The sequence below is a fragment of the Alkalihalobacterium sp. TH-98 genome (assembly GCF_057473385.1).
Genome location: NZ_JBYCKM010000029.1, coordinates 1 through 20,887, shown reverse-complemented (window position 1 = coordinate 20,887; position 20,887 = coordinate 1). Strand labels below are relative to the sequence as shown.

The 20,887-nt window shown below is 36.4% G+C and carries 17 protein-coding genes; 6 read left to right on the top strand and 11 right to left on the bottom strand.

All coding sequences use genetic code 11. The features are described 5' to 3' along the window. Nucleotides 1-334: 334 nt before the first annotated feature. From AC2VNP_RS11490 to AC2VNP_RS11475, 4 genes are all read right to left on the bottom strand, one after another. Nucleotides 335-1,174 carry an ABC transporter permease gene (locus AC2VNP_RS11490; protein WP_486917457.1) on the bottom strand — a complete coding sequence of 280 codons (840 nt, stop codon included), beginning with the start codon at nucleotides 1,172-1,174 and terminating at the stop codon, nucleotides 335-337. Further along, a complete protein-coding gene (locus AC2VNP_RS11485) occupies nucleotides 1,174-2,154 on the bottom strand; it encodes an ATP-binding cassette domain-containing protein (RefSeq protein WP_486917456.1) in 981 nt (326 codons plus the stop codon). The genes AC2VNP_RS11490 and AC2VNP_RS11485 overlap by 1 nt, the downstream gene beginning before the upstream one ends. Before the next feature lie 251 nt (nucleotides 2,155-2,405). Next, on the bottom strand, nucleotides 2,406-3,380 hold the full coding sequence (locus AC2VNP_RS11480; RefSeq protein WP_486917455.1) for an MBL fold metallo-hydrolase: 975 nt from the start codon (nucleotides 3,378-3,380) through the stop codon (nucleotides 2,406-2,408). A gap of 93 nt (nucleotides 3,381-3,473) precedes the next feature. Next, the gene (locus tag AC2VNP_RS11475) at nucleotides 3,474-4,550 is read right to left on the bottom strand and encodes a M42 family metallopeptidase (RefSeq protein ID WP_486917454.1); all 1,077 of its coding nucleotides are present in this window, start codon (nucleotides 4,548-4,550) and stop codon (nucleotides 3,474-3,476) included. A 142-nt stretch (nucleotides 4,551-4,692) separates the two neighbouring features. Between AC2VNP_RS11475 and AC2VNP_RS11470 the strand changes: the two genes are divergently transcribed. The 3 genes from AC2VNP_RS11470 to AC2VNP_RS11460 all read left to right on the top strand — a co-directional run bounded on the left by AC2VNP_RS11470 (nucleotide 4,693) and on the right by AC2VNP_RS11460 (nucleotide 7,274). After that, nucleotides 4,693-5,859 (top strand): M20 family metallopeptidase, encoded by a 1,167-nt coding sequence (locus AC2VNP_RS11470; RefSeq protein WP_486917453.1) that lies wholly within the window; start codon nucleotides 4,693-4,695, stop codon nucleotides 5,857-5,859. Nucleotides 5,860-6,043: 184 nt separating this feature from the next. Beyond that, a complete protein-coding gene (locus AC2VNP_RS11465; protein ID WP_486917452.1) occupies nucleotides 6,044-6,547 on the top strand; it encodes a MarR family winged helix-turn-helix transcriptional regulator in 504 nt (167 codons plus the stop codon). A 205-nt stretch (nucleotides 6,548-6,752) separates the two neighbouring features. Continuing rightward, on the top strand, nucleotides 6,753-7,274 hold the full coding sequence (locus AC2VNP_RS11460) for a CBO0543 family protein (protein ID WP_486917451.1): 522 nt from the start codon (nucleotides 6,753-6,755) through the stop codon (nucleotides 7,272-7,274). A gap of 205 nt (nucleotides 7,275-7,479) precedes the next feature. Here the strand turns inward: AC2VNP_RS11460 and AC2VNP_RS11455 are convergent, their stop codons facing one another. The 3 genes from AC2VNP_RS11455 to AC2VNP_RS11445 are packed head-to-tail and all read right to left on the bottom strand — an operon-like array spanning nucleotide 7,480 to nucleotide 10,730. Continuing rightward, nucleotides 7,480-8,538 carry a phosphotransferase family protein gene (locus tag AC2VNP_RS11455; protein WP_486917450.1) on the bottom strand — a complete coding sequence of 353 codons (1,059 nt, stop codon included), beginning with the start codon at nucleotides 8,536-8,538 and terminating at the stop codon, nucleotides 7,480-7,482. Nucleotides 8,539-8,555: 17 nt separating this feature from the next. Continuing rightward, nucleotides 8,556-9,536: an NADPH:quinone oxidoreductase family protein gene (locus AC2VNP_RS11450; protein ID WP_486917449.1), complete on the bottom strand. Its 981-nt coding sequence runs from the start codon at nucleotides 9,534-9,536 to the stop codon at nucleotides 8,556-8,558. 27 nt (nucleotides 9,537-9,563) lie between these two features. After that, nucleotides 9,564-10,730, bottom strand: a complete 1,167-nt coding sequence (locus AC2VNP_RS11445) for a CaiB/BaiF CoA transferase family protein (RefSeq protein WP_486917448.1) — start codon at nucleotides 10,728-10,730, stop codon at nucleotides 9,564-9,566. Between the two features lie 344 nt (nucleotides 10,731-11,074). Here AC2VNP_RS11445 and AC2VNP_RS11440 point away from each other — a divergent pair, with 344 nt between their 5' ends. After that, nucleotides 11,075-11,662, top strand: a complete 588-nt coding sequence (locus tag AC2VNP_RS11440) for a TetR/AcrR family transcriptional regulator (RefSeq protein ID WP_486917447.1) — start codon at nucleotides 11,075-11,077, stop codon at nucleotides 11,660-11,662. Between the two features lie 75 nt (nucleotides 11,663-11,737). Here the strand turns inward: AC2VNP_RS11440 and AC2VNP_RS11435 are convergent, their stop codons facing one another. From AC2VNP_RS11435 to AC2VNP_RS11420, 4 genes are all read right to left on the bottom strand, one after another. Next, on the bottom strand, nucleotides 11,738-14,812 hold the full coding sequence (locus AC2VNP_RS11435; RefSeq protein ID WP_486917446.1) for a PAS domain S-box protein: 3,075 nt from the start codon (nucleotides 14,810-14,812) through the stop codon (nucleotides 11,738-11,740). Nucleotides 14,813-14,848: 36 nt separating this feature from the next. After that, nucleotides 14,849-15,844 carry a diguanylate cyclase gene (locus AC2VNP_RS11430; protein ID WP_486917445.1) on the bottom strand — a complete coding sequence of 332 codons (996 nt, stop codon included), beginning with the start codon at nucleotides 15,842-15,844 and terminating at the stop codon, nucleotides 14,849-14,851. 125 nt (nucleotides 15,845-15,969) lie between these two features. Beyond that, on the bottom strand, nucleotides 15,970-16,272 hold the full coding sequence (locus AC2VNP_RS11425; RefSeq protein WP_486917444.1) for a hypothetical protein: 303 nt from the start codon (nucleotides 16,270-16,272) through the stop codon (nucleotides 15,970-15,972). A gap of 298 nt (nucleotides 16,273-16,570) precedes the next feature. Then, nucleotides 16,571-17,302, bottom strand: coding sequence for a MerR family transcriptional regulator (locus AC2VNP_RS11420; protein ID WP_486917443.1), 732 nt, complete (start codon nucleotides 17,300-17,302; stop codon nucleotides 16,571-16,573). A 370-nt stretch (nucleotides 17,303-17,672) separates the two neighbouring features. On the opposite strand from AC2VNP_RS11420, the gene pepF reads away from it, so the two are divergent. Together pepF and AC2VNP_RS11410 are read left to right on the top strand one after the other, a co-directional pair. Beyond that, the gene (gene pepF / locus AC2VNP_RS11415; protein ID WP_486917477.1) at nucleotides 17,673-19,463 is read left to right on the top strand and encodes an oligoendopeptidase F; all 1,791 of its coding nucleotides are present in this window, start codon (nucleotides 17,673-17,675) and stop codon (nucleotides 19,461-19,463) included. A gap of 217 nt (nucleotides 19,464-19,680) precedes the next feature. Continuing rightward, complete coding sequence (locus AC2VNP_RS11410; protein ID WP_486917442.1) at nucleotides 19,681-20,046, top strand: hypothetical protein; 366 nt, start codon at nucleotides 19,681-19,683, stop codon at nucleotides 20,044-20,046. Nucleotides 20,047-20,887 lie beyond the last annotated feature (841 nt).

Below are 20,887 nucleotides of genomic sequence, written 5' to 3'. Positions count from 1 at the left end.
CCATCTAACACTCCCTCCTCTTCTTTCATTCTTAGGTAATTAATCGTAAAGAGTCATTAAAACAAAAATAGCCAACTGCATTATGAATAAACATAATACAGCTGGCTATTATTACCTCACTGCTCTACGTTAATAGAGTCATAGTAAATTCTCAGCTATTGTATAAGTATTATAATATGATCACTTATTAGTACTTACGATTTTGAAAGAGCTGATCTAACAAAGGTAAGTAGTTTGGAAGTTAATTCAAATTATAAGAGTAGTTAACAAGAAAGTCAATCAGTTTTCAGAATTTTTAAAACTAAAGAACTTTGTACTTTAGTTTATAAAAAAATTACTTCCTATTGCGATACAAATATATCGTAAGCGGTGCAAAAATGACGACGATAACAAATGACGCAATTAACACAGTAGCTATTTGATTAAACGTTACCGTTCCTTGCATCAAACCACGCACTGCCGTTACTAGTAATGTAATTGGATTTACTTCAACAAATGCCTGAAGCCAAGACGGCATCGTTTGAGGATCGACAAAAACGTTGCTAGCAAATGTCAGTGGAAAAAGCACGACCATGCTGACTCCCATAACCGCATTAGGGGTTCGCATAACTAACCCTAGTGTCGTGAAGATCCATGACAAACTAAAAGCAAAAACGAGTAACAGCATCACACCTAATAAAACACCTATTGCTCCACCTTCTGGGCGAAACCCTAAAATTAAGCCAAGGACTATGACAATAGAGGAAGCAATTGAATATCGAATGGTGTCTGCTAATAAAGCTCCAACAAGAGGAGACGGCCCCCATATTGGTAATGAACGAAATCGGTCAAAAATCCCCTTAGAAATGTCAGTATTTAATGCCGTACCTGTATAAATAGATGTAAAGACGACTGTTTGCACTAATATTCCTGGTAATAAAAACTGCAAATATTCACTCGTAGAACCAGCAATCGCACCACCAAACAGATACGTAAACATAAGCGTAAACATAATGGGGAACATCGTTACATCTAGTAACTGCTCAGGTACGTATTTAATTTTTAATATCGCTCTCCAGCCGAAAACGATTGAAGATGTTAAGCCACTTGCTTTTTCAGGACGATTTCCAGGAGCCAATGCCTTACGTAAAGCGTCATCAACTTCCGGCTTAGGAGGAGTACTTGTTGTATTCATTACCGGGCCTCCTCTTTAGTAGTGTTACCTTCAGCTAGCCTTCCGGTTAATGTCAAAAACACTTCATCAAGGCTTGGTTGACCTAGCGAAAAATCTGCAAAAGCAATATTTGCCTTTGAAAGTTCACCAAGTGCATAAGCTACCCGCTCTGTATCAGAAACACGAGCTGACAGCGCTGCTGGATCTGAAGCAAGTTGAATTGACGCATCTAATATATTGGTAAGAATTTTTTCAGCTTGAGGTCTCAATTCTGGATCTAGGACTCTAACATGCAATGTTCCTGAACCAACTGATGCTTTTAGTTCACCACTCGTACCCTCAGCGATTACTTTCCCACGATCAATGACTGCAATTCGATCAGCCAATTGATCCGCTTCATCAAGGTATTGTGTCGTCAATAATACCGTTGTTCCAGTACTCACCAAAACACGTACGATATCCCAAACTTGATTACGACTGCGTGGGTCAAGTCCTGTTGTTGGTTCATCTAAGAATAAAAGTTCTGGTGTTACAACAATGCTTGCTGCAATATCAATACGGCGGCGCATTCCTCCAGAATACTTTTTAACTTGGCGCTTTGCTGCTTCCTCCAATCCAAAAGCACGTAATAATTCAATCGCTCTTTCTTTTGCTCCTTTTCTTGAGTAACCCATAAGCCGTGCGATCATCACGAGGTTTTCCATTCCTGATAAGTCTTCGTCAATAGAAGCAAACTGTCCGGTTAAGCTGACTTTGCGACGAACTTCATTCGCTTCATTCGATAGATCATGCCCTAAAATGGTTGCCGCGCCGCCGTCCGGTTTTAATAACGTAGCAAGCATCCGAATGGTCGTTGTCTTCCCTGCCCCATTTGGACCTAAAATCCCATATACCGTACCTTTAGGCACCTTCAAATTCACCCCATCAACCGCTCGATTTTTACCAAATACCTTGACTAAACCTGTTGCTTCAATTGCATATTCAGATCGATTTATTGTCATTCACCTCACCCTTTCCCATCCTATTCTATTTGTGAATGTTACCTGATAAAACAAATTTTACGCTATTTTAATAAACTATCATCAAGCCTGGGGCTGATATCCTCCCCTTTTGCAAGAGGATTTTACATGAAAAAACCTTCATGGATTGAGGTCCAAGAAGGTCAAGATTTTCAGCTTTTTTTAATTATCTAGTTCGTATAAATCACCGAAGATGTGAGCTTAGATTATAACCGTTTAACAAAACAATACTCCTATATGGCATAATAATACCCTACTCCACTTTTCATCCTTTTTTCAATTTGGCCTTCTGCCTCTAATGCATCCAAATGGCCGGTGATTTCTGACATGACTAGCGGGAACTGCTTTTCATAATGGCGATCGTACAGGTGTTGTGCCAGTTCACTACCAGTTGATATTCCTGCTTTAATTAATTCCTTTATTCTTTGGGATTTTTTCGCCATTTTTTCTAATCTAGCTTCAATTAGTTGCTTTGAATTGTCGATAAGTTCACCGTGACCAGAAAAGACTAGATCAACATTTAGGTCTTTGAAGGCTGTTAAAGACTTTTTGTAATCGATTAGGGACTGAATTCGGTTTCCCTCTAAGTCAGGTTCTACTATTGCATTACTTGATATGTGTTTGATTAGTTGGTCACCAGCAAAACACCATTTTCTAACTTCATCTACAAAGGCTATTTGATCTGGTGCATGACCAGGCACTTCGATGATAGAGAAGTCAAACAGTCTCATTTCTCCCTCAATAGGTGTAATGTCTGCTGCTAGCTTTTGATTATCATTCTTTTCAAGTGAAGCTTTTAAATATTGAACTTGTTTTTCACCTTGGTTACCGCAATCCATTTCACGATATAACTGTTCAAAAAAATCGACTCTCATTTTAAGAAACTCATTATCCCTTTTCAATCTCGGAATCGATAAGGGGTGCGCATAGACAGGCACCGAATGCTTTTCTGTAATTTGATTTACTAATCCAACATGATCAATATGATGATGTGTTAGCAAGATTTCAGTTATGTCATGCAAGTGAAAGTTGTTCTTTTCTAACACTTCCATCAATCCTTCCCAACTGCTTTTGTCGGGCATTCCTGCATCAATGAGTGTCAGCCTTTCACCTTGCTTAAGAAGATAAAAATTACATGTCTCTAAACCATAACCAGCTGGTACTACAACTGGATAGACTATATGTCCATCACGTTCAACTATTTGCATTACCCACACAATCCTTTCGTGGTGCCAGGCACCTTTATCCATTTACCGCACTAAAGGTGCCTGGCACCCTCTTTCTCTTTCTTGTCTCTATGATTAGAGAAACTCCATGCTCCCCCACTGATCTTGGTTTCGGATGATTTCTTTGAGAAGGACAAAGCCTTGCTCAAAGTCATTTAAATTAGCGACTTCGACTGGTGAGTGGGAGTAACGGCGTGCAAAGGTAATTGCCCCGCCTAATATTCCTTCTCGTTCTAAATGAACAGCAGCAAGATCGGTTGTCGCTCCAGACATTACAGCTAGCTGATAAGGGATATCAAGCTCATCTGCAAATTTGATGATCATTTGTTTCATCTGTCTTGACATCATATTTCCTCTGACTCCACCACCAGCTAAGGCCGGTATGACTGGCCCTTGTCCAATACCTATTGGATAACCGCTTCCAAGACTATCTGGCGTATCTGCACAAGGAATGGTATCTAAAACAAATGCATAATCCGGGTTAATTTTATACGTAGCCACTTTCGCACCTCTTAATCCTACTTCCTCTTGCACTGCAATCATACCGACTAGTGTCCCGTTAAAATCATCTTGTTCTAAAGTTTTAAACAGTTCTAGCAATAACACACAGCAACTTCGATTATCGATCGCTTTTCCACAAATTAAATCTCCATCCGAAAAACGGTCTAAATCACTAATGTATGTAATTGGATCCCCAACTTGAATGCCCATCTCTCTCACTTGTTGTTTGGAGGTTGCTCCAATGTCTACATACAAATCATAAATCGAAGGTACTTTTTTTCGCTCTTCAGGTGTCTGTAAATGACCAGCCTTTACCCCGATCACACCAAAATGATCGTTTACTTGGACTTTACGACCGATCATTAAAGCTTCTAGCATTCCTCCCGTTCGTTCTACTCGCAGGAAACCTCGCTCATCAATATCCCGGACAACACAACCGATTTCATCAGAATGAGCGGATACCATGATGGTTCGACCTGGTTGCTTTCCATATTTATAAGCAAATATGTTGCCCATATGATCTACTTCAACTTTATCACTGTAAGGCTTGAACCACTCCACTAGCTGCTTAACCACTTTTTGTTCATTCCCTGGCCCTCCTTGTATTGAGGCCAGTTCTTTCAGTTCTTTAAAAAATACTTCTTTGAACATTATTATAATCTCCTCCTATTGACTTTTCTTTATTTTCTCACAAATACATTTACTTCGCAAAACGAAATATTTATATTAAACTAGGAGAATAACAATCATGTTACAATAGCTGTGCACAATAGGATTTAATGGAGGATTCCAAATGAAAAATAACATCAATCAAGAAATTGAACAACTACGAGAGTCTTTTTATAAGATAAGTCAATTTATTGGAGAGAACCCTGAGTTAGGTCATGAAGAATTTAAAGCATCAAAACGATTATCTGAGGAACTTCAAAAACACGACTTTCAAGTCCAAATGGGTACGGCTGGACTTCCAACTGCATTTGAAGCTGTTTACGACAGTGGAATGCCTGGCCCTACGATAGGGTTTATGGCAGAGTATGACGCACTTCCTGAACTTGGTCATGCTTGCGGCCACAATCTAATTGGGACGATGGCAATTGCGGCAGGGATTGGCTTAAGTAAAGTATTAAAAAGTTGTGGTGGAAAAATATACGTGTATGGAACACCAGCTGAGGAAACACGTGGCGGGAAAGTAACAATGGCAGATCAAGGGATTTTTAATCATCTCGACGTCGCGATGATGGTTCACCCATACCATCGACACGAAAAGAGTGGTTCGTCGTTAGCCATGGATGCTATTCAGTTTGAATTTTTTGGCAAAGCAGCTCATGCCGCAGCCTCTCCACATGAAGGAATCAATGCTTTAGACGCAGTCATTCAAACTTTCAATTCAATTAATGCACTTAGACAGCACGTAACTTCAGATGTTCGAATTCATGGCATTATTCCTGAAGGTGGGAAAGCAGCAAATATCGTACCTGACCATGCCATTGCACAGTTTTATGTACGGGCTGCTAATCGTAGTTACTTGAATGAAGTAGTTGAAAAAGTAAAAGCTTGTGCCCAAGCAGCTGCACTCGCCACAGGTGCCAAACTCGATACTTCTTTCTATGAATTTTCATATGACGATATGAGAACGAATGAAGCGCTATCCACAACTTTTACAGATAACCTTGTTCAACTAGGCATAAACGAAGCAAGCATTCATGAAAAAGGCTCAGGAGGTTCACTAGATATGGGGAATGTAAGTCATGTTGTCCCTTCTATTCACCCATATATTAAAATTTGTAATGAACCGTATGCTTGTCATACCCACGAATTTCGTGAGGCTGCAATGAGTGATCAAGGCTTTGAAGGACTAATTCTGGCAGCTAAATGTATGGCAAATACAGCTTATGACATAATGTCAAAACCAGAATTATTAAGTACTATTAAGGATGAATTCGAAAATACAAACAAATAAAACATATTTTAAAAAAGCCTTTAATATTCATTGTGAACATTAAAGGCTTTTTATTAAAATCCATTGTTTAAAGACCCCTTAGCTGGTAATAATATAAAATACAATTGCTATAAAATGGAAATATATACAAATAGCCTTGTATAAAGTTTTAATAATAAACAGTACAACTTAACAGGGGGTTGCTATGAGCAAAGAACAACTTGCAAAAAGTTATGAAGTTTATGCTTATACGAGAGGATTAAATTCGTTTATTGAAAATGATTTAGCTCAGAGCTTAAAAAAGCACGAAATAACTCTACCAAGTTTCCGCACGCTTTGGATCTTATATTTCGAAAAAAAAATGACGATGACTGACCTTAACTACATAGCACAAACTAATTTTTCTAATGCATTTCGACAAGTAACAAAATTGAAAGAGGAAGGTTTAATCGAAATCGAGATTGAAAAAGACTCACGAATGAAGTTATTAACACTCACAGAAGCTGGCAGACAAATCGTACGCAATTTTATCGAGGAACATATTCTTCAATCCGACTTACAAATTCTAAAAACAATAGAAAAAATTCCTCAACAGGATCTTGCTATATTTATTAAGGTAGCCTCGCAATTAAGCTCAGAATTAATCGGCTCGCCTTATACCGAGTGGGTAATAAAATCAACAAAATCTTTATTAGAAGATATAAAATAACCGTCGGCAACTAAGACTTTTCGTTGCTCGACGTTTTTTTATTTGCATTCGCAAATAATTAGTAATGAACTGTGCAATACTAGGGTTAAATTATACTAGCGCTCTTAAATTGACACTCTTAATTCTGTGAATTCTTATGAAATCACATTTCTAAAATTTTACTAATCCGAAATAATATCACGTTCCAAGGATGGGGTTAAGCAAAATGGCTAAATATACAGTGGAAAAAAGTATCTCTTTATCTTCAACCATTTTGACAATTTTATTGTTAATTCTCCTAATCCCGAAAGATAAGATACGTCAAGCACTTATTCCGTTTCTTTTTCATCAAGTCCTCACATGGTTTTTCGGTTTAATCGTCGTGGAAAAGGGGCTTATAAGATATCCATTTCGTTATTACTTTAGCCGGTCTAATAAATCAAGCTTTATATTTGAATATTTAATTTTCCCTGCATTTGCTGTATTCTTTATCCTTTTTTATCCTGCAAAGCGAAGCCTTCTTATGAAAAATATTCACTATCTATTTTTTACGTCGATTATTACTTTTTTTGAAACAATAGCTGTTAAGTACACTAAGCTAATAGAATACAAAAGATGGACTTGGTATTGGAGCTTTATTACGATTTGGATTTCTTATTTTATAACCAATTTATTTTATAGGTGGTATTTTAAACAACAACAGGATATTGATGAGGGTCAGTGCTTAATCAACAATTCATCAGTTTAAACACTTCCTAACGGTTATCCCCCTAATTGAGATTGGGAAAATATAGCTTTATGTAAATTAAAAGGCTCCACCATAACAGGAGGAGCACTTTCTTTGTGCTTAATTAGAACACGTGAGAACTTTATAAGACCCGATGTTAATTCTTCGATCGGTTATAAGATTTAAGAGAGAGTATCTCCATATGCTCTATGGAAATCATACACCATTATTTTAAAAATTCCTGCCTTTGTGCAAGCGATGCCTTTTCAATTAAGTGACGAACTCCAATTATTAACGTTTCAAATCTTGCATCATTTGCCTTCCCAATTTTCCAGCGATAATAAATTTGTTGTAAGATAACAGCAATCTTATAAAAAGCAAACGTTAGATAGTAATCAAAATTATCTAAATCTCTCCCACTCTTTGCGGCGTAGTTGTCTAGCAGCTCTTTACGTGAATAGAAACCTGGTTCACTTGTCACTGAAGGCAAACCTGAATATGACTCTCCTTGTGCTGTCCAGTAGGCTACCGCCGAACCTAAATCAGTTAGAGGATCACCGATGGTACACATTTCCCAATCAAACACACCGACTACTTTTCCGGGATCGGTTCTACTATACATCATATTATTTAATTTAAAATCATTGTGAACAATTGTTGGAGCTGGTGATGTCGGGATATTTTCCATTAACCATTTCTCAACGTGTTCTACATTAGGGATTTCATCGGTTTTCGCATTCTGATAACGTTTAATCCATCCATGGACTTGACGTTCAAGATAACCTTCCGGGCGTCCAATCGTATCTAATCCTGTTTCTTTAAGGTCTATATCGTGTAACTTGACTAGTGTGTCTACAAAAGCTTCAGAAACTAACTGTCCTGTTCGTTCTGACCGTTCATAGACTTCAGGTAGATCATGATCTAAAACAACACCGTTTTTCTTTTCCATAATATAAAAATGTCTTTCCATAATATCAGGATTTTCACAAAACAATAATGGTTTCGGCGCTAAAGAAAAAACAGGATACATTTTATCTAGTATCTTAAACTCCCTTTCCATGTCGTGAGCTTTTGGAGGAATAGGACCAAATGGCGGTCGCCTTAATACAGCTTGCCAGCCTCCAATTTCGATAAGGTACGTAAGGTTTGAATACCCATTTGAGAATGCTTTTGATTTCATTTTTTCTTCACTCAAATTTGGTACTTCTCTACGAAGATAGGTCTCTACTTTCTCCCAATCAATTTCTTGGGTGGTGGTTTCTACTGAATTATTTTTTTTAATCATATTCAACACCCTCTCAGTCACACTTTAACAACTAATTTTCCCCAAGTTTTACGCTCACCGAGCAAGTTTAATGCTTCAACAACTTCTTCAAACTCAAACTCCCGATAAATTAATGGATCGATTTTACCCTCTTCATATAGCTTCATTAGTTCACTATGATTTTGTTGAACCCCTTCAGGATTTAATTTAGCAAACAGTCCCCAATGAACTCCGACAACAGAGTAATTTTTTACGAGCATATGATTTGTTGGTGCATTCGGAATCGTTCCACCAGCAAAACCAATAACTAAAATTCTTCCATCAAATGCAATACATTTTCTAGAACGGTCAAAAACATCGCCACCGACAGAGTCATAAATGATGTCAGCACCTTTTCCGTCTGTCTTTTCTTTGACGATTTGAACAAAGTCTTCCGTTAAATAATCAATTACGACATCGGCACCAAGACTTCTACACACTTTCGTCTTCTCTGTTCCACCTGCGGTTGCAATCACATATGCACCAGCAGCTTTACCTAGCTGAATGGCTGCTGACCCTACTCCACCTGCACCTGCATGAACTAACAAGACTTCTCCAGCTTGAATATTCGCACGATGATGTAGAGCGTAATAAGAAGTATGGTAGGTAATAAACATCGACGCTGCCTTATTTGAGGGCATTGACTTCGGAATAGGGTAGATGGAACGTTCATCGACAGCAACATATTCAGTGAGGCCACCGGCTGGAAGTTTAGGCAGCGCTATGACACGTTGTCCAACATCAAACTTACTTCCTTCGTTAATAGCTACAATTTTTCCAGATAACTCAGCCCCTATTGTGAAAGGAAATGACGGCTTTTCTTGATACTTTCCTTGACATAGTAAAATATCAAAAAAATTCAAGGCAACAGCATCGACTTCTATTAATACTTGATTTCTTTCAATAGTTGGTTTTGACACTTCCTCTATGCGTAGTACATCACTAGGCTCACCGTTTTCTTTTATTAACCAACTTCTCAATATACACACCCCTTTTATATAAATATCTTATAATTTTAGTTCTTTGATTTCTTGTGCCGAGTAACCTAATTCAGCTAATATATCCTGATTATGTTGACCAAGCGCTGGAGCTTGAAAGCGAATTTGCCCTGGCGTATTTGAAAGATTAATAGGTATTCCAATTTGTTGCACTTTTCCTAAATTCGGATCATATATGTCCTTAATGAGTTGACGATGAACGACTTGAGGATTTTCAATAACCTCTTCAAAGTTAAGAATAGGAGCGACACATGCATCTACCCCTTCAAAAAGATCTACCCACTCTTGTAACGTTCTTTGTTGAATGATAGATTGTATTTCAACCTTCATCCTATTCTGTTGTTGTAACGGGGCTTCCAAGTGAGCAATTAGGTCCTCTCTGTCAATAGTTTTACAAAACTCAACCCAAAACTTAGGCTCCAAGGCACCAACAGATAAAAAACGCTTATCTTTCGTTTCATATACTTCGTAACATGCACGTCCTCCGTTTAAAACAGAATGTCCTCTATCAGGATGCTCCTTTGTTGCTAGGTAATTAGGCAACAATGTCTGCAGCCAAGAAAGTGAACCATCTAACATCGAAATATCGACAAATTGTCCTTGACCCGATTTAGACCTTTCAAGTAGTGCTAGCAGGATCCCATTTGTCGCCATTTGGGCTCCACCACCAATATCAGCAATTTGCACAGCCGAAGAAACCGGCTTTCCCTCTTGTTCGCCTTGTTGCCCTAACACACCCGCATAGCTTAAATAATTGATATCATGGCCTGGATATTGTGAGTACGGACCCGTTTGTCCATACCCTGTAATTGCACAATAAATTAATTGGGGATTAATTTCTTTTAACGCTTCGTACCCTAGACCAAGTCGATCCATAACCCCCGGACGAAAAGACTCTACTAATATATCTGCGGTCTCTACTAATAGTTTAAATAGCTTTTTCCCTTTTTCAGATTTCAAGTCTAGAGTTACGCTTCTTTTGTTACGATTTAACGAAAGAAACATTGGACTTTGACCGTTCACCGTTGGTTCCATCCAACGTGAATAATCCCCTACATTAGGGTCTTCTACTTTTATTACATCAGCACCGAAATCTGCAAGAGTAAGTGTGCAAAATGGTCCAGGAAGTAAACGACTTAAATCTAAAACACGAATATCTTCTAATGGTAATGACAAAAAATACACCTCATTTCTGTTCTTTTTCAACACATAAAAAACGGCAATTACTACATATACATAATATGGTTATGTAAGTGCTTACATTATTTTCTTAATAATAACAATAGTCAGTTATTTTTACAACTATTTACTTTTTGAATATATGTTTAAAATTAACTTTTTATTAATCGATTTTATGAGCATAATAAACCTGCCTCACTTCTCTTATTTCGTACAAATCTATTGTTATATTCAATGGAGATAAAGAATTATTTGTATAATGGCTATTAGTACATATGATAGAATATTATAGATTGGTTGTTATTGACTCAGGTGTTTTATGAGATAAGGAGGGGAGAGCCATGTCGTTAAGAAAGAAAAAAATTGAAAAAAAGAAAGAAGAAATATTAAGATCAGCGGCAGAGGTTTTAAACGAGAAAGGCTATCACGGTGCGACGATGGAGGATATCGCAACAAAACTTTTAATGACTAAAGGATCTATGTACTATTACTTTAAAAATAAAGAGGACCTTTATTTTCAGTGCCATAAGATGATGATCGATAAAAGCAGTGAAAAAATAGAGGAAATTATCAAGAGCGAGAACTCTGCCCTTGAAAAATTAAAGTTGGCCATCATTTCACATATTCAATTAGCGACGACTGAAAAGCCGATGTTCAGCTTAATGGACAAGCCTGAACAAAAGTTTACTGGTGACTATTTAGCAGACGTTTTACAACAACGATCGGATTATGAGAAGTATTTTGATCAAATTATAATAGAGGGAATTGAAACAGGAGAATTTGCTTCTGTGGATGTAAAACTATTACGTTTACTCATATTAGGTTCATTAAACTGGGTTTTAGAATGGTATTCTCCAGACGGTGAGAAAACAAAGGATGAGATTTCTGAAGTCTTTTCCGAGTATTTATTACGAATTGTAAAATCTTAATGTGCTTTATACGATTTTATGGTAAAGGCTGACGAGTTTATAAAACTGTCAGCCTATTAATTAACATACAAAATTCTACTGTATAGGGTGGTTGAATTTTTCACAATAAAAATCAATCGTTTCAATTATGCGTTTTTTCGTAATTGGCTTCGTCAAGTACCCATCACATCCAGATTGATAACTTTTTTGTTTATCTTTGTTAAGAGCATGTGCGGTTAAAGCGACGATCGGGGTTCGTTTTTTAGTATGTTCCGCTTCCCATTCTCTCATCAAACGTGTTGCTTCATATCCATCCATTACTGGCATTTGTATATCCATAAATACAAAATCATATGAGGTTTTCTTAAATAACCGAATTGCTTCAAGACCGTTTTCAGCAACATCTAAAGTAATCAATTCTTTTTTTAGAAATGCTTTCATTAAGACTTGATTATCATAAGAGTCTTCCACAAGTAAGATTCGTCTCCCGGCAATTGAGATGTCTTTATCTTTTTCTCCTAACTGTTTTTCTTTATCACGTTTTTCTGAATGACCTCTTTTTAACTGTAATGTAAAAGTGAACGTACTACCCTTTCCTAGCTCACTCTTAACCTGTATCGTTCCACCCATTCTTTCAATGAAGCTGCGAACGATCGTAAGTCCTAATCCTGTTCCACCGAAGCGGCGAGTTGTTGAAATATCGACTTGTGTAAATTGATCGAATATCGTTGAAAGTTTATCTTTAGGAATCCCGATTCCGGTATCAATGACCTGACATTCAAGAATAAAAGTATTTTTTTCAATTAGATCTTTTTGCTTTAGTTTTATACAGACTTGACCATGTTCAGTAAACTTGATTGCATTTCCGATTAAGTTCGTGAAGATCTGTCTTAAACGCGCTTGGTCAGTTACTACAACTGCAGATAGGCTATGATCATAATGATAGCTTAATTGAATTCCTTTCTTATCAGCTTCAAAGGAGAACACTTGAATAACTTCATCAACCAAATTTTTTAAATCAAACTCTTCCTCCACAATGGAAACATGTCCTGCTTCCACCTTTGATAAATCTAGAACATCATTAATGATGCGGAGCAAATTTTCAGCTGAATTTTTAGTGATTGTAACATATTGGTGTTGTTCAATGTTCAGCTCTGTGTCTAATAGTAGATCTGACATTCCAATAATAGCATTCATAGGCGTCCTAATTTCATGACTTACCATTGCTAAAAAATCAGATTTTGCTTGTGAAGCAACAAGCGCTTGGTCTCTGAGACCTTTCAACTCTTCTTCAAACCACTTTCGTTCAGTAATATCCATGGCTATGCCTAAAATCCGCTGACCATCGCTCGTTTGTAAAGGAAGCTTCACTTGATAATACCATCTTAATTCCCCGGTGACTGGATGCCGTATCGGTTGCTCTTGCACGTATACCGCTTTACCTGACTCTAATACTTCCATTTCAATTGTTCTTACATCCTCAGCTTTTTCAGCAATCGAAAAGTCAGAATATGTCTTTCCAATTATCTCTTCATCTGAAGTATTAAATAACTCTGTTGTCGCTCGATTAACTAACAAATATTTTCCTGCCGAATTTTTCACAAATATGGGATGAGGGATTGTATCAATAATATTAGAAAGTAATTGATCTTTTTCTTTTACTTTTTGTTGAGCTTTCTTCACTTCACTAATATCTTGTCCAATTCCTAATAAACCGATCATATGACCGTTATAATCAATTAAGCGCGTAATATGAATTTCTACTGGGAAAGTGGAACCATTTTTTCTATAGTAAAGTACTTCCCCAACGTACTCTTCCTCACCGTCAAGTAAATCTCTAATAAAGTATTGAATCGCACCTTCTACGTTGACATTATACTTTGTTATATATGGTTCTAAATCTTTTTTATCATGAAAAAGAAACGGTGTTTTCTTTCCGATTACTTCCTGAGCCTTATAACCCAGCTGTTGTTCAGCTGCTTTATTAAAGGTTTGAATAATCCCCTCTTCATCCGTTGTAATAATTAAATTATTGGTACTTTCTAGTATCGCTTGACGTACATTGTTTACTTTGCTTAACTCTTTAGTTATGTCATTAGCTAACATTTCTGCATGCTGTCTCATATGGGCAAGCGACCTTAAAACAAAAAATACAAGAAGTGTTATAATAAGACCAGTAATTAAAATGATATTCGGTATTTCTTGCTGTAAGCCAGCAAAAAAATACGGTGAGCTTTCAAAATAGATCGTCCACTCTTGGTCTACAAAAGGAAACGAAACACTTTGAACAAAATCATAATTGGACGTAAAAATCCTGTCTTGCGGTGCACTAACCCATTCGTATATTAACTGTTGCGGCTTTAATTCATTGATAGAAGAAACATTAGATTGTTCATATATTCTAAAATTAAGATCTGAATTGATGTAACTAGATAAAGTGGCTTCAACAACTTCTTTTAAATATAACGCTATTAAAACATGACCATACCAGTTACTTTCGTGCTCTCCATTTAAACTACCAACATTTTCATCCCAATAAGAGTAAACCGGTGCATAAAGAATGTAGCCTGGACCGCTGTCTCCCTTGTCAGTGATAAGGGTAATTTTCGAAGTTGCAGTATATTCTCCAGTTTCTCTAGCCTTTTGCATCGCTAATCGGCGATTTCCCTCTGTAAAATGGTCAAAACCTACCCCGATTTCAATATGTGTTGATGGTGAAACAAATTGATTAATTAAATATTCATCTTCGTTACTTTCAGGCCAAACCTTATACTTACCTTCATAGGTTATTTGTAAGCCTTCTTTAAAGTCTAGTAAAGATTGCTGACCATGAACATACTTTGCAAATGAAATGACATGAATGCCTGGATAATTTTGAAAAGGTTGAAATTGTTCCTCGTAATTTTTCCATTTTATATAATCGATTGTTACGGGATCACTTGCTGTGAAAAAGCTTTGATAAGCATTTAAAACTTCAACATACGTTTTTACCGATTTATTAAGTTCAACAATGATCTGTTCAGTGTCATGAGAAAACTTCTCTTCAGCCCTTTCATAAAGTATGTTATTCGCCATTCTTGAAAACAAAATGGTAACAACGATAAGACTGACTATAATAATTAAAATCGTAAAGCGATGACTTAGAAGCTCTTTAATCTTAGTAATTTTCATGGAAATCTCCTCAGAACTCTATGACGTGCAAACTAGTTATACTTCTTCTAGTAAACATATATCAAAACACTCTACTTGGTTCCGTCCTGAATTCTTTGCCTCGTATAAAGCTTTATCTGCCATATCTATTAGTGTTTCAATGGATTGAATACTTTCACAGCCATGAAAAGAAGATACACCTAAACTTATTGTTACTACATTACTTACTGTTGAGCTTGCATGCGGAATTTGACTATTTTCAATATTTCTTCTCATCGATTCAGCAATGTGTATTGCCCCATCCAGATCTGTATCAGGTAAAACGACAGCAAATTCCTCACCGCCGTAACGGGCTACTAAATCCGTCGCTCGATTAATCGTACTTTGAAGAACCTTTGCTACTTTCTTTAAACACTCATCGCCTTCTAGATGACCGTATGTATCGTTATATAATTTAAACTTATCGATATCTAAAAGGATGAGAGACAAATTTGACTTTTGGCGTTGCGCTCGTTTCCATTCCAATTCAATATAACTATTAAATCTTCGACGATTTGGAATACCCGTTAGCCCGTCCAAGGAGGATAACTGTTCAAGTACTTCATTTAATTGATGTAATTTTTCATTAGCTATAACGAGTTCTGCTTCCCGTTGGATTCGTTTATCCATTTCATCCTTTAATCGAAGTACAGAAGCGATACGAGCATTTAACTCAACAAAGTGAAAAGGCTTTTTGACATAATCACTCGCTCCTGCAATAAATGCTTGTTCAAGCACTTTGACATTACTTAATCCTGTTACCATAATAATTGGGATATCTTTTACAGCTTCAAGTTCCTTTATTTGAATACATACCTCAATTCCGTCCATTCCAGGCATAATCACATCTAATAAAATTAAGTCGATTTCATTTCCTTGCCTTTTTAGAATCTCAAACGTCTGGTCAGCAGACTCAGCCATTATAATATCCTTATATCCCGCTTTATTCAATAACCTTCCTAGTAGATTACGACTATCGATACAGTCATCCACTACTAAAATCTTTCTCCCCATGATAATCCCCCTAAAATACTCGTTAAGAACATTCAAAAAACTTGCTTTTCTATATTTACTTACGTTTAATCCCTAATTTCGCTATTTAATTACTGGAACAGTGTGAGTTGACAGATGCACCTCAATTATTCAAAACATATTTCAATGTGATCTAAGTAATTGATTAAAGCAGTAATAGCATCTTGAATTTTCAGTTTATCTTCTTCTTTTGCTGCTTCTTCTAGATGTTTTCCTAATTCTGTAATAAATTCGAATCCATATCCTGCCCCAAAGCCTTTCATACGATGACCAATCATACGAACCTGCCCAAAATCCTCATGTGATAAAGCGAATTTCATTGTTTCTATATCTTTTTTTCTATTCTCCATAAATCCGGGAATTAGATCCTCTAAATCTTTATCAATTGAAATCTGTATGGTTTTACTCATGTTTACTCCCCCAGAACTTTGTTTTCCTTAATATAATTGCCATTCTTTAGTTAATTTTAAAATTTAACATAGGTGAATTCAATTAGGTTTTAAGAATAAATGTGTCTTTTTTACTACATTAAGTAATATCTTCGTGATAGTTCCACATTATTATCAGTTCTTTGATACTACTTTAAAATCTCTAAACTATCTAATCTCGGTTTATTGCAATAAAAAAATCAGATAGATTTCGAAAATCTACCTGATTCATTCATAATATCTAATAACATTGAATATATTTTTACAAGCCTTCAACAGATTAATAATGTGGTTTAATAGAATCTTCTTTCTTTTCTTTAGTGAATTGACTTAACCACTTTGACACCTTAGTCTTAATGGATTGTTCTTGTTTTGAAGCAGCTGTTTCTCTAAAGTGTTGGACAAATTCTTGGAAATGAACTTCTCGTTCTTCTAATTTTTGATGGATAAACAGTTTTTCTTCACTTTCCTGTTCTATTTCTTGTCTCAATCTTTGCAGTTCATCCTTTGTTTGATCCGAGGTATCCAACAACATTTGAGAATACGATTGTACGAGCGATGTTGTTTTATTATGACCAAGATTAATTTCTTTTTTTACTTCATTTTTAATTTCTTCTTTCGTCTCTTGAAGCACTTCATCCTTAAAAGAAAAAATTGAATTTGTTAATTTCTCAACACTTTCTACTGTTTCTTGTTGCATTGAAATCATCATTTCATACTGGTTATACTCTTCACTCTCTTCTTTTTCATCTGACTCATCATTGTATTCCACTTGAATATTCGTTTCAAGTATATACTTTACATCCTCATCTTTTATATTTTTATCTTTTAATAATTTAATTTTCTTTAATGTATCAATTTCATAGTCAGTATATAATCTAGCCCCCGTTTTCGTTCTTTGAACATATAACATTCCTTCAAATGTCCGTTCCCATTTTCTCAAATTACCTACAGGAATTTTTAATAACCTCGATACTTCTTTCGTAGAGTACTTTTGTATAACGTTTCCCATCCAAAATCTCTCCTTTCTATTTTTCCAGTCATAATGGCTCTTAATATCACTATTAGATATACCTATATGTTTTTTCCTTCAAGGTGACAAAACTTCTAATAACATTCTATTTTTCTGCAATACTTTCACAATAAAAAAAAGATTCGCGATTACGCTCGGAATGTACATATCCTACTCGTAAGATCGACTACTTCTTTCACTTTCACTATCTAAATTCGTAGAGAAAGGTCATTTTTTGGGATGAATCATCTATAAAAATACTTATTATTAATAGCGAAAATTTCAGTTTTCATATATAATAAATATAATTTCGTATTACGAAATAAAATTTTTCTTTCATTGAGAGGAGACGATCTATTTGTCTAAAATAATGACTCGTGCTGAAGTTCCTGACCATTTAAAGTGGGATTTAAAAGATTTGTTTCAAACGAGTGATGCTTGGGAGAAAGAATTACAAGACGTACAGTCAGATGTAAAAACAGTCACTCAGTACAAAGGAACTCTTGCAGAAGGTTCAAAACAATTACTCAACTGTCTAACAGCTCTAGAGGATATTCAAAAGCGTTTAACGTATGTTGCAACTTATGCAAACCTACGTCTGTCAGAGGAAGGTTCTAATTCAGAAAGCCAAGCTAACTCAGCTCGAGTTGCTTCGATGCTTTCTAGTGTTGAAGCAGAACTTTCATTTGTAGAAACAGAAATTCTCGCTCTTCCTGATGGAACAATTGAAAAATACATAGAAAATGAGCCTGCTCTCGAATCTTTTGAGAAAAACCTAAAAGAGCGATTAGAAAAAAAGCCACACACCCTTTCTCCGGATACAGAGTTGGCTTTAGCATCACTTGGTGAAGTACTAGCATCTCCTTACAAAACGTATCAATTAAGTAAATCTTCAGATATGGTCTTTTCTTCTTTTAAAGATGAGAACGGTAACGACATTCCGTTATCATTTGCTTCATTTGAAGATCGTTATGAATTGTCAGCTAATACGACCATCCGAAGAAATGCTTATCAATCATTTACTAATACATTAAAGCAATACGAAAATACTTTTGCTTCCACCTATTCAACAGAAATTAAAAAGCAAGTAGCGCTCTCCCGTTTAAGAAATTACAATTCTGTAACTGAAATGTTATTACAGCCACAACAAGTGACAGAAAAAATGTATAACAATCAATTGGATATCATTCAAGAAGAGTTGGCTCCCCATATGCGTCGATTTGCCAAATTAAAACAACGAGTTCTTGGGCTGGATAACATGATGTTTTGTGATTTAAAAGCACCACTTGATCCGGACTTTAACCCACCAACAACAATTGCCGAAGCTTCTAAAGTAATTCAAGAAGCTTTACAAATTCTTGGACCTGAATACAGTGAAATTATGGAAAAAGGATTAAGCGAAGGTTGGATTGATTACGCTGAAAATTATGGAAAATCAACGGGTGCTTTTTGTGCAAGCCCTTATGGTGTTCATCCTTATATTTTAATTACGTGGACTGACACGATGCGCGGAGCGTTTATTTTAGCACACGAACTCGGACATGCGGGACACTTCTATTTAGCTGGTGAAAATCAACGCTTAACGAACACTCGCCCATCGCTATATTTTATTGAAGCACCTTCAACAATGAATGAATTAATTCTCGGTAAGCACCTATTAGCCAGTACAGAAGATAAACGAATGAAACGTTGGGTACTCCTTCAGTTCTTAGGTACGTATTATCATAATTTCGTTACACATTTATTGGAGGGTGAGCTGCAACGACGTATTTATCGTATCGCTGAATCCGGACAACCGATCACAGCAAATATTCTTAGTAAAACGAAAGGAGAAATTCTTTCTAACTTCTGGGGAGATGCTGTAGAAATGGATGAAGGAGCAAGCCTCACTTGGATGCGTCAACCGCATTATTACATGGGACTTTATCCATACACCTATTCTGCTGGACTAACAGCTTCAACAGCTGTTGCACAATTAATTGAAGAAGAAGGACAACCAGCTATTGACCGCTGGATTGAAGTATTGAAGATGGGTGGTACGAAAAAGCCACTAGACTTACTGAAGCACGCTGGAGTCGACATGTCCACTCCAGACCCAATTAGAAAGGCCGTTGCTTTTGTAGGCTCCCTTGTAGATGAACTAGAAAAGAGTTACGAATAATAAAAACAAACCGGACGTTATAGCTGACTTAAAATTCACCTCTCACCTTTTTTTATATTGCCAGGAGTTTTTCGAGTATGGGTTGGGATTGAAAATTAAGTCGGCTTTTTCTAATTAAAATATTCATCAATAATTCAATAAAAAATTACATACATCAACCTCCTTTTGCGAAACTTATCTTTGTAATTTAAATTACTATTATTAGGAGGTTTTTATTATGTATCAACAATTTACTCAAATGAACTCGCAACAACCAGTCGGAAGCCAGATTCAACAAACACTTGGACAAATGCAGCAGATGGAGCAACAAAACGCTACCGAATTAAGAAAAATCGCTAACCAAATTCAAGATTTAAGCCAGCACGAGTCTATGGCAACAAGACAAGTTCAGCAACTACAACAACTTTGCCAACAATTAATCCAAGAAAATCAACGTATGCACCAAATGGTTCAACAACAATCTTCTCAACAAACATTTATGCCGTACCAAAGCCAAGGCCAAACACACTCACCTCAGCTTCAACAATCACACTATTCACCACAAAGCCAACAGTCACACTATTCATCTAATCAATATCAATAATATTTGAGCATCTTTAGAAGCACTAACGTAATAGACAGATGCTATGTTCCTACATATTGTATTTTGTATATATAACGTAGAAATTAGCTTAATTCTATTACTGGCTCATACCTACTGAGACCCTTAACAATGGGATGTTACATGTATTGTAACATCCCTTATTTGTCTGTACCTAGTGGAGATACAAGCCATGGAAGGGTCAACGAACCGTTTATTAAATCGGCTGCCGATATCCGGTGAAACCTGACTCATTTGTTTTACATACTTAAAAGCACAACCGATTTGGATTGTGCTTCATGCCTAGCGACATCCCTCCAAACCTTTTTAACTACGGGGATGTGATCCATGAAGCCTCACCTTCGCTGCCCCTCATGTTGTTCTACGAAAAGAAAGGTTTCCTCTCACAGGGGGGCATTCATCGCTTCGAACTTCTGACAGTTTTAACTAAGTACTTTTGCTTCTGATGACGTTTCGTGTATTATAATGTTCGTCTATTGTTTCACGGACTGAGAGGCTCTTATATATATAAAAACTAACGTTTTAAAGGCTTACGAGGACTGAGAGGCTCTTATTTACATAAAATCACGTGAAATTACGAAATTTTCATACAATAGGGGCTTGTGAGTCCGCTAAATGAATCAAAAGGGCATTTGGTCCCAAATAAGGGCTTCTGAGTCCTCTTAATCCGTAAAGGAGTATCTACTCAGCCCTTTGAAAAGAAATTTTATAACAATGATAAACAAATGAATCTAAAAAAGCACAACCCATTTGGATTGTGCTTTATGCCTAGCGACGTCCTACTCTCACAGGGGGAAGCCCCCAACTACCATCGGCGCTGAAG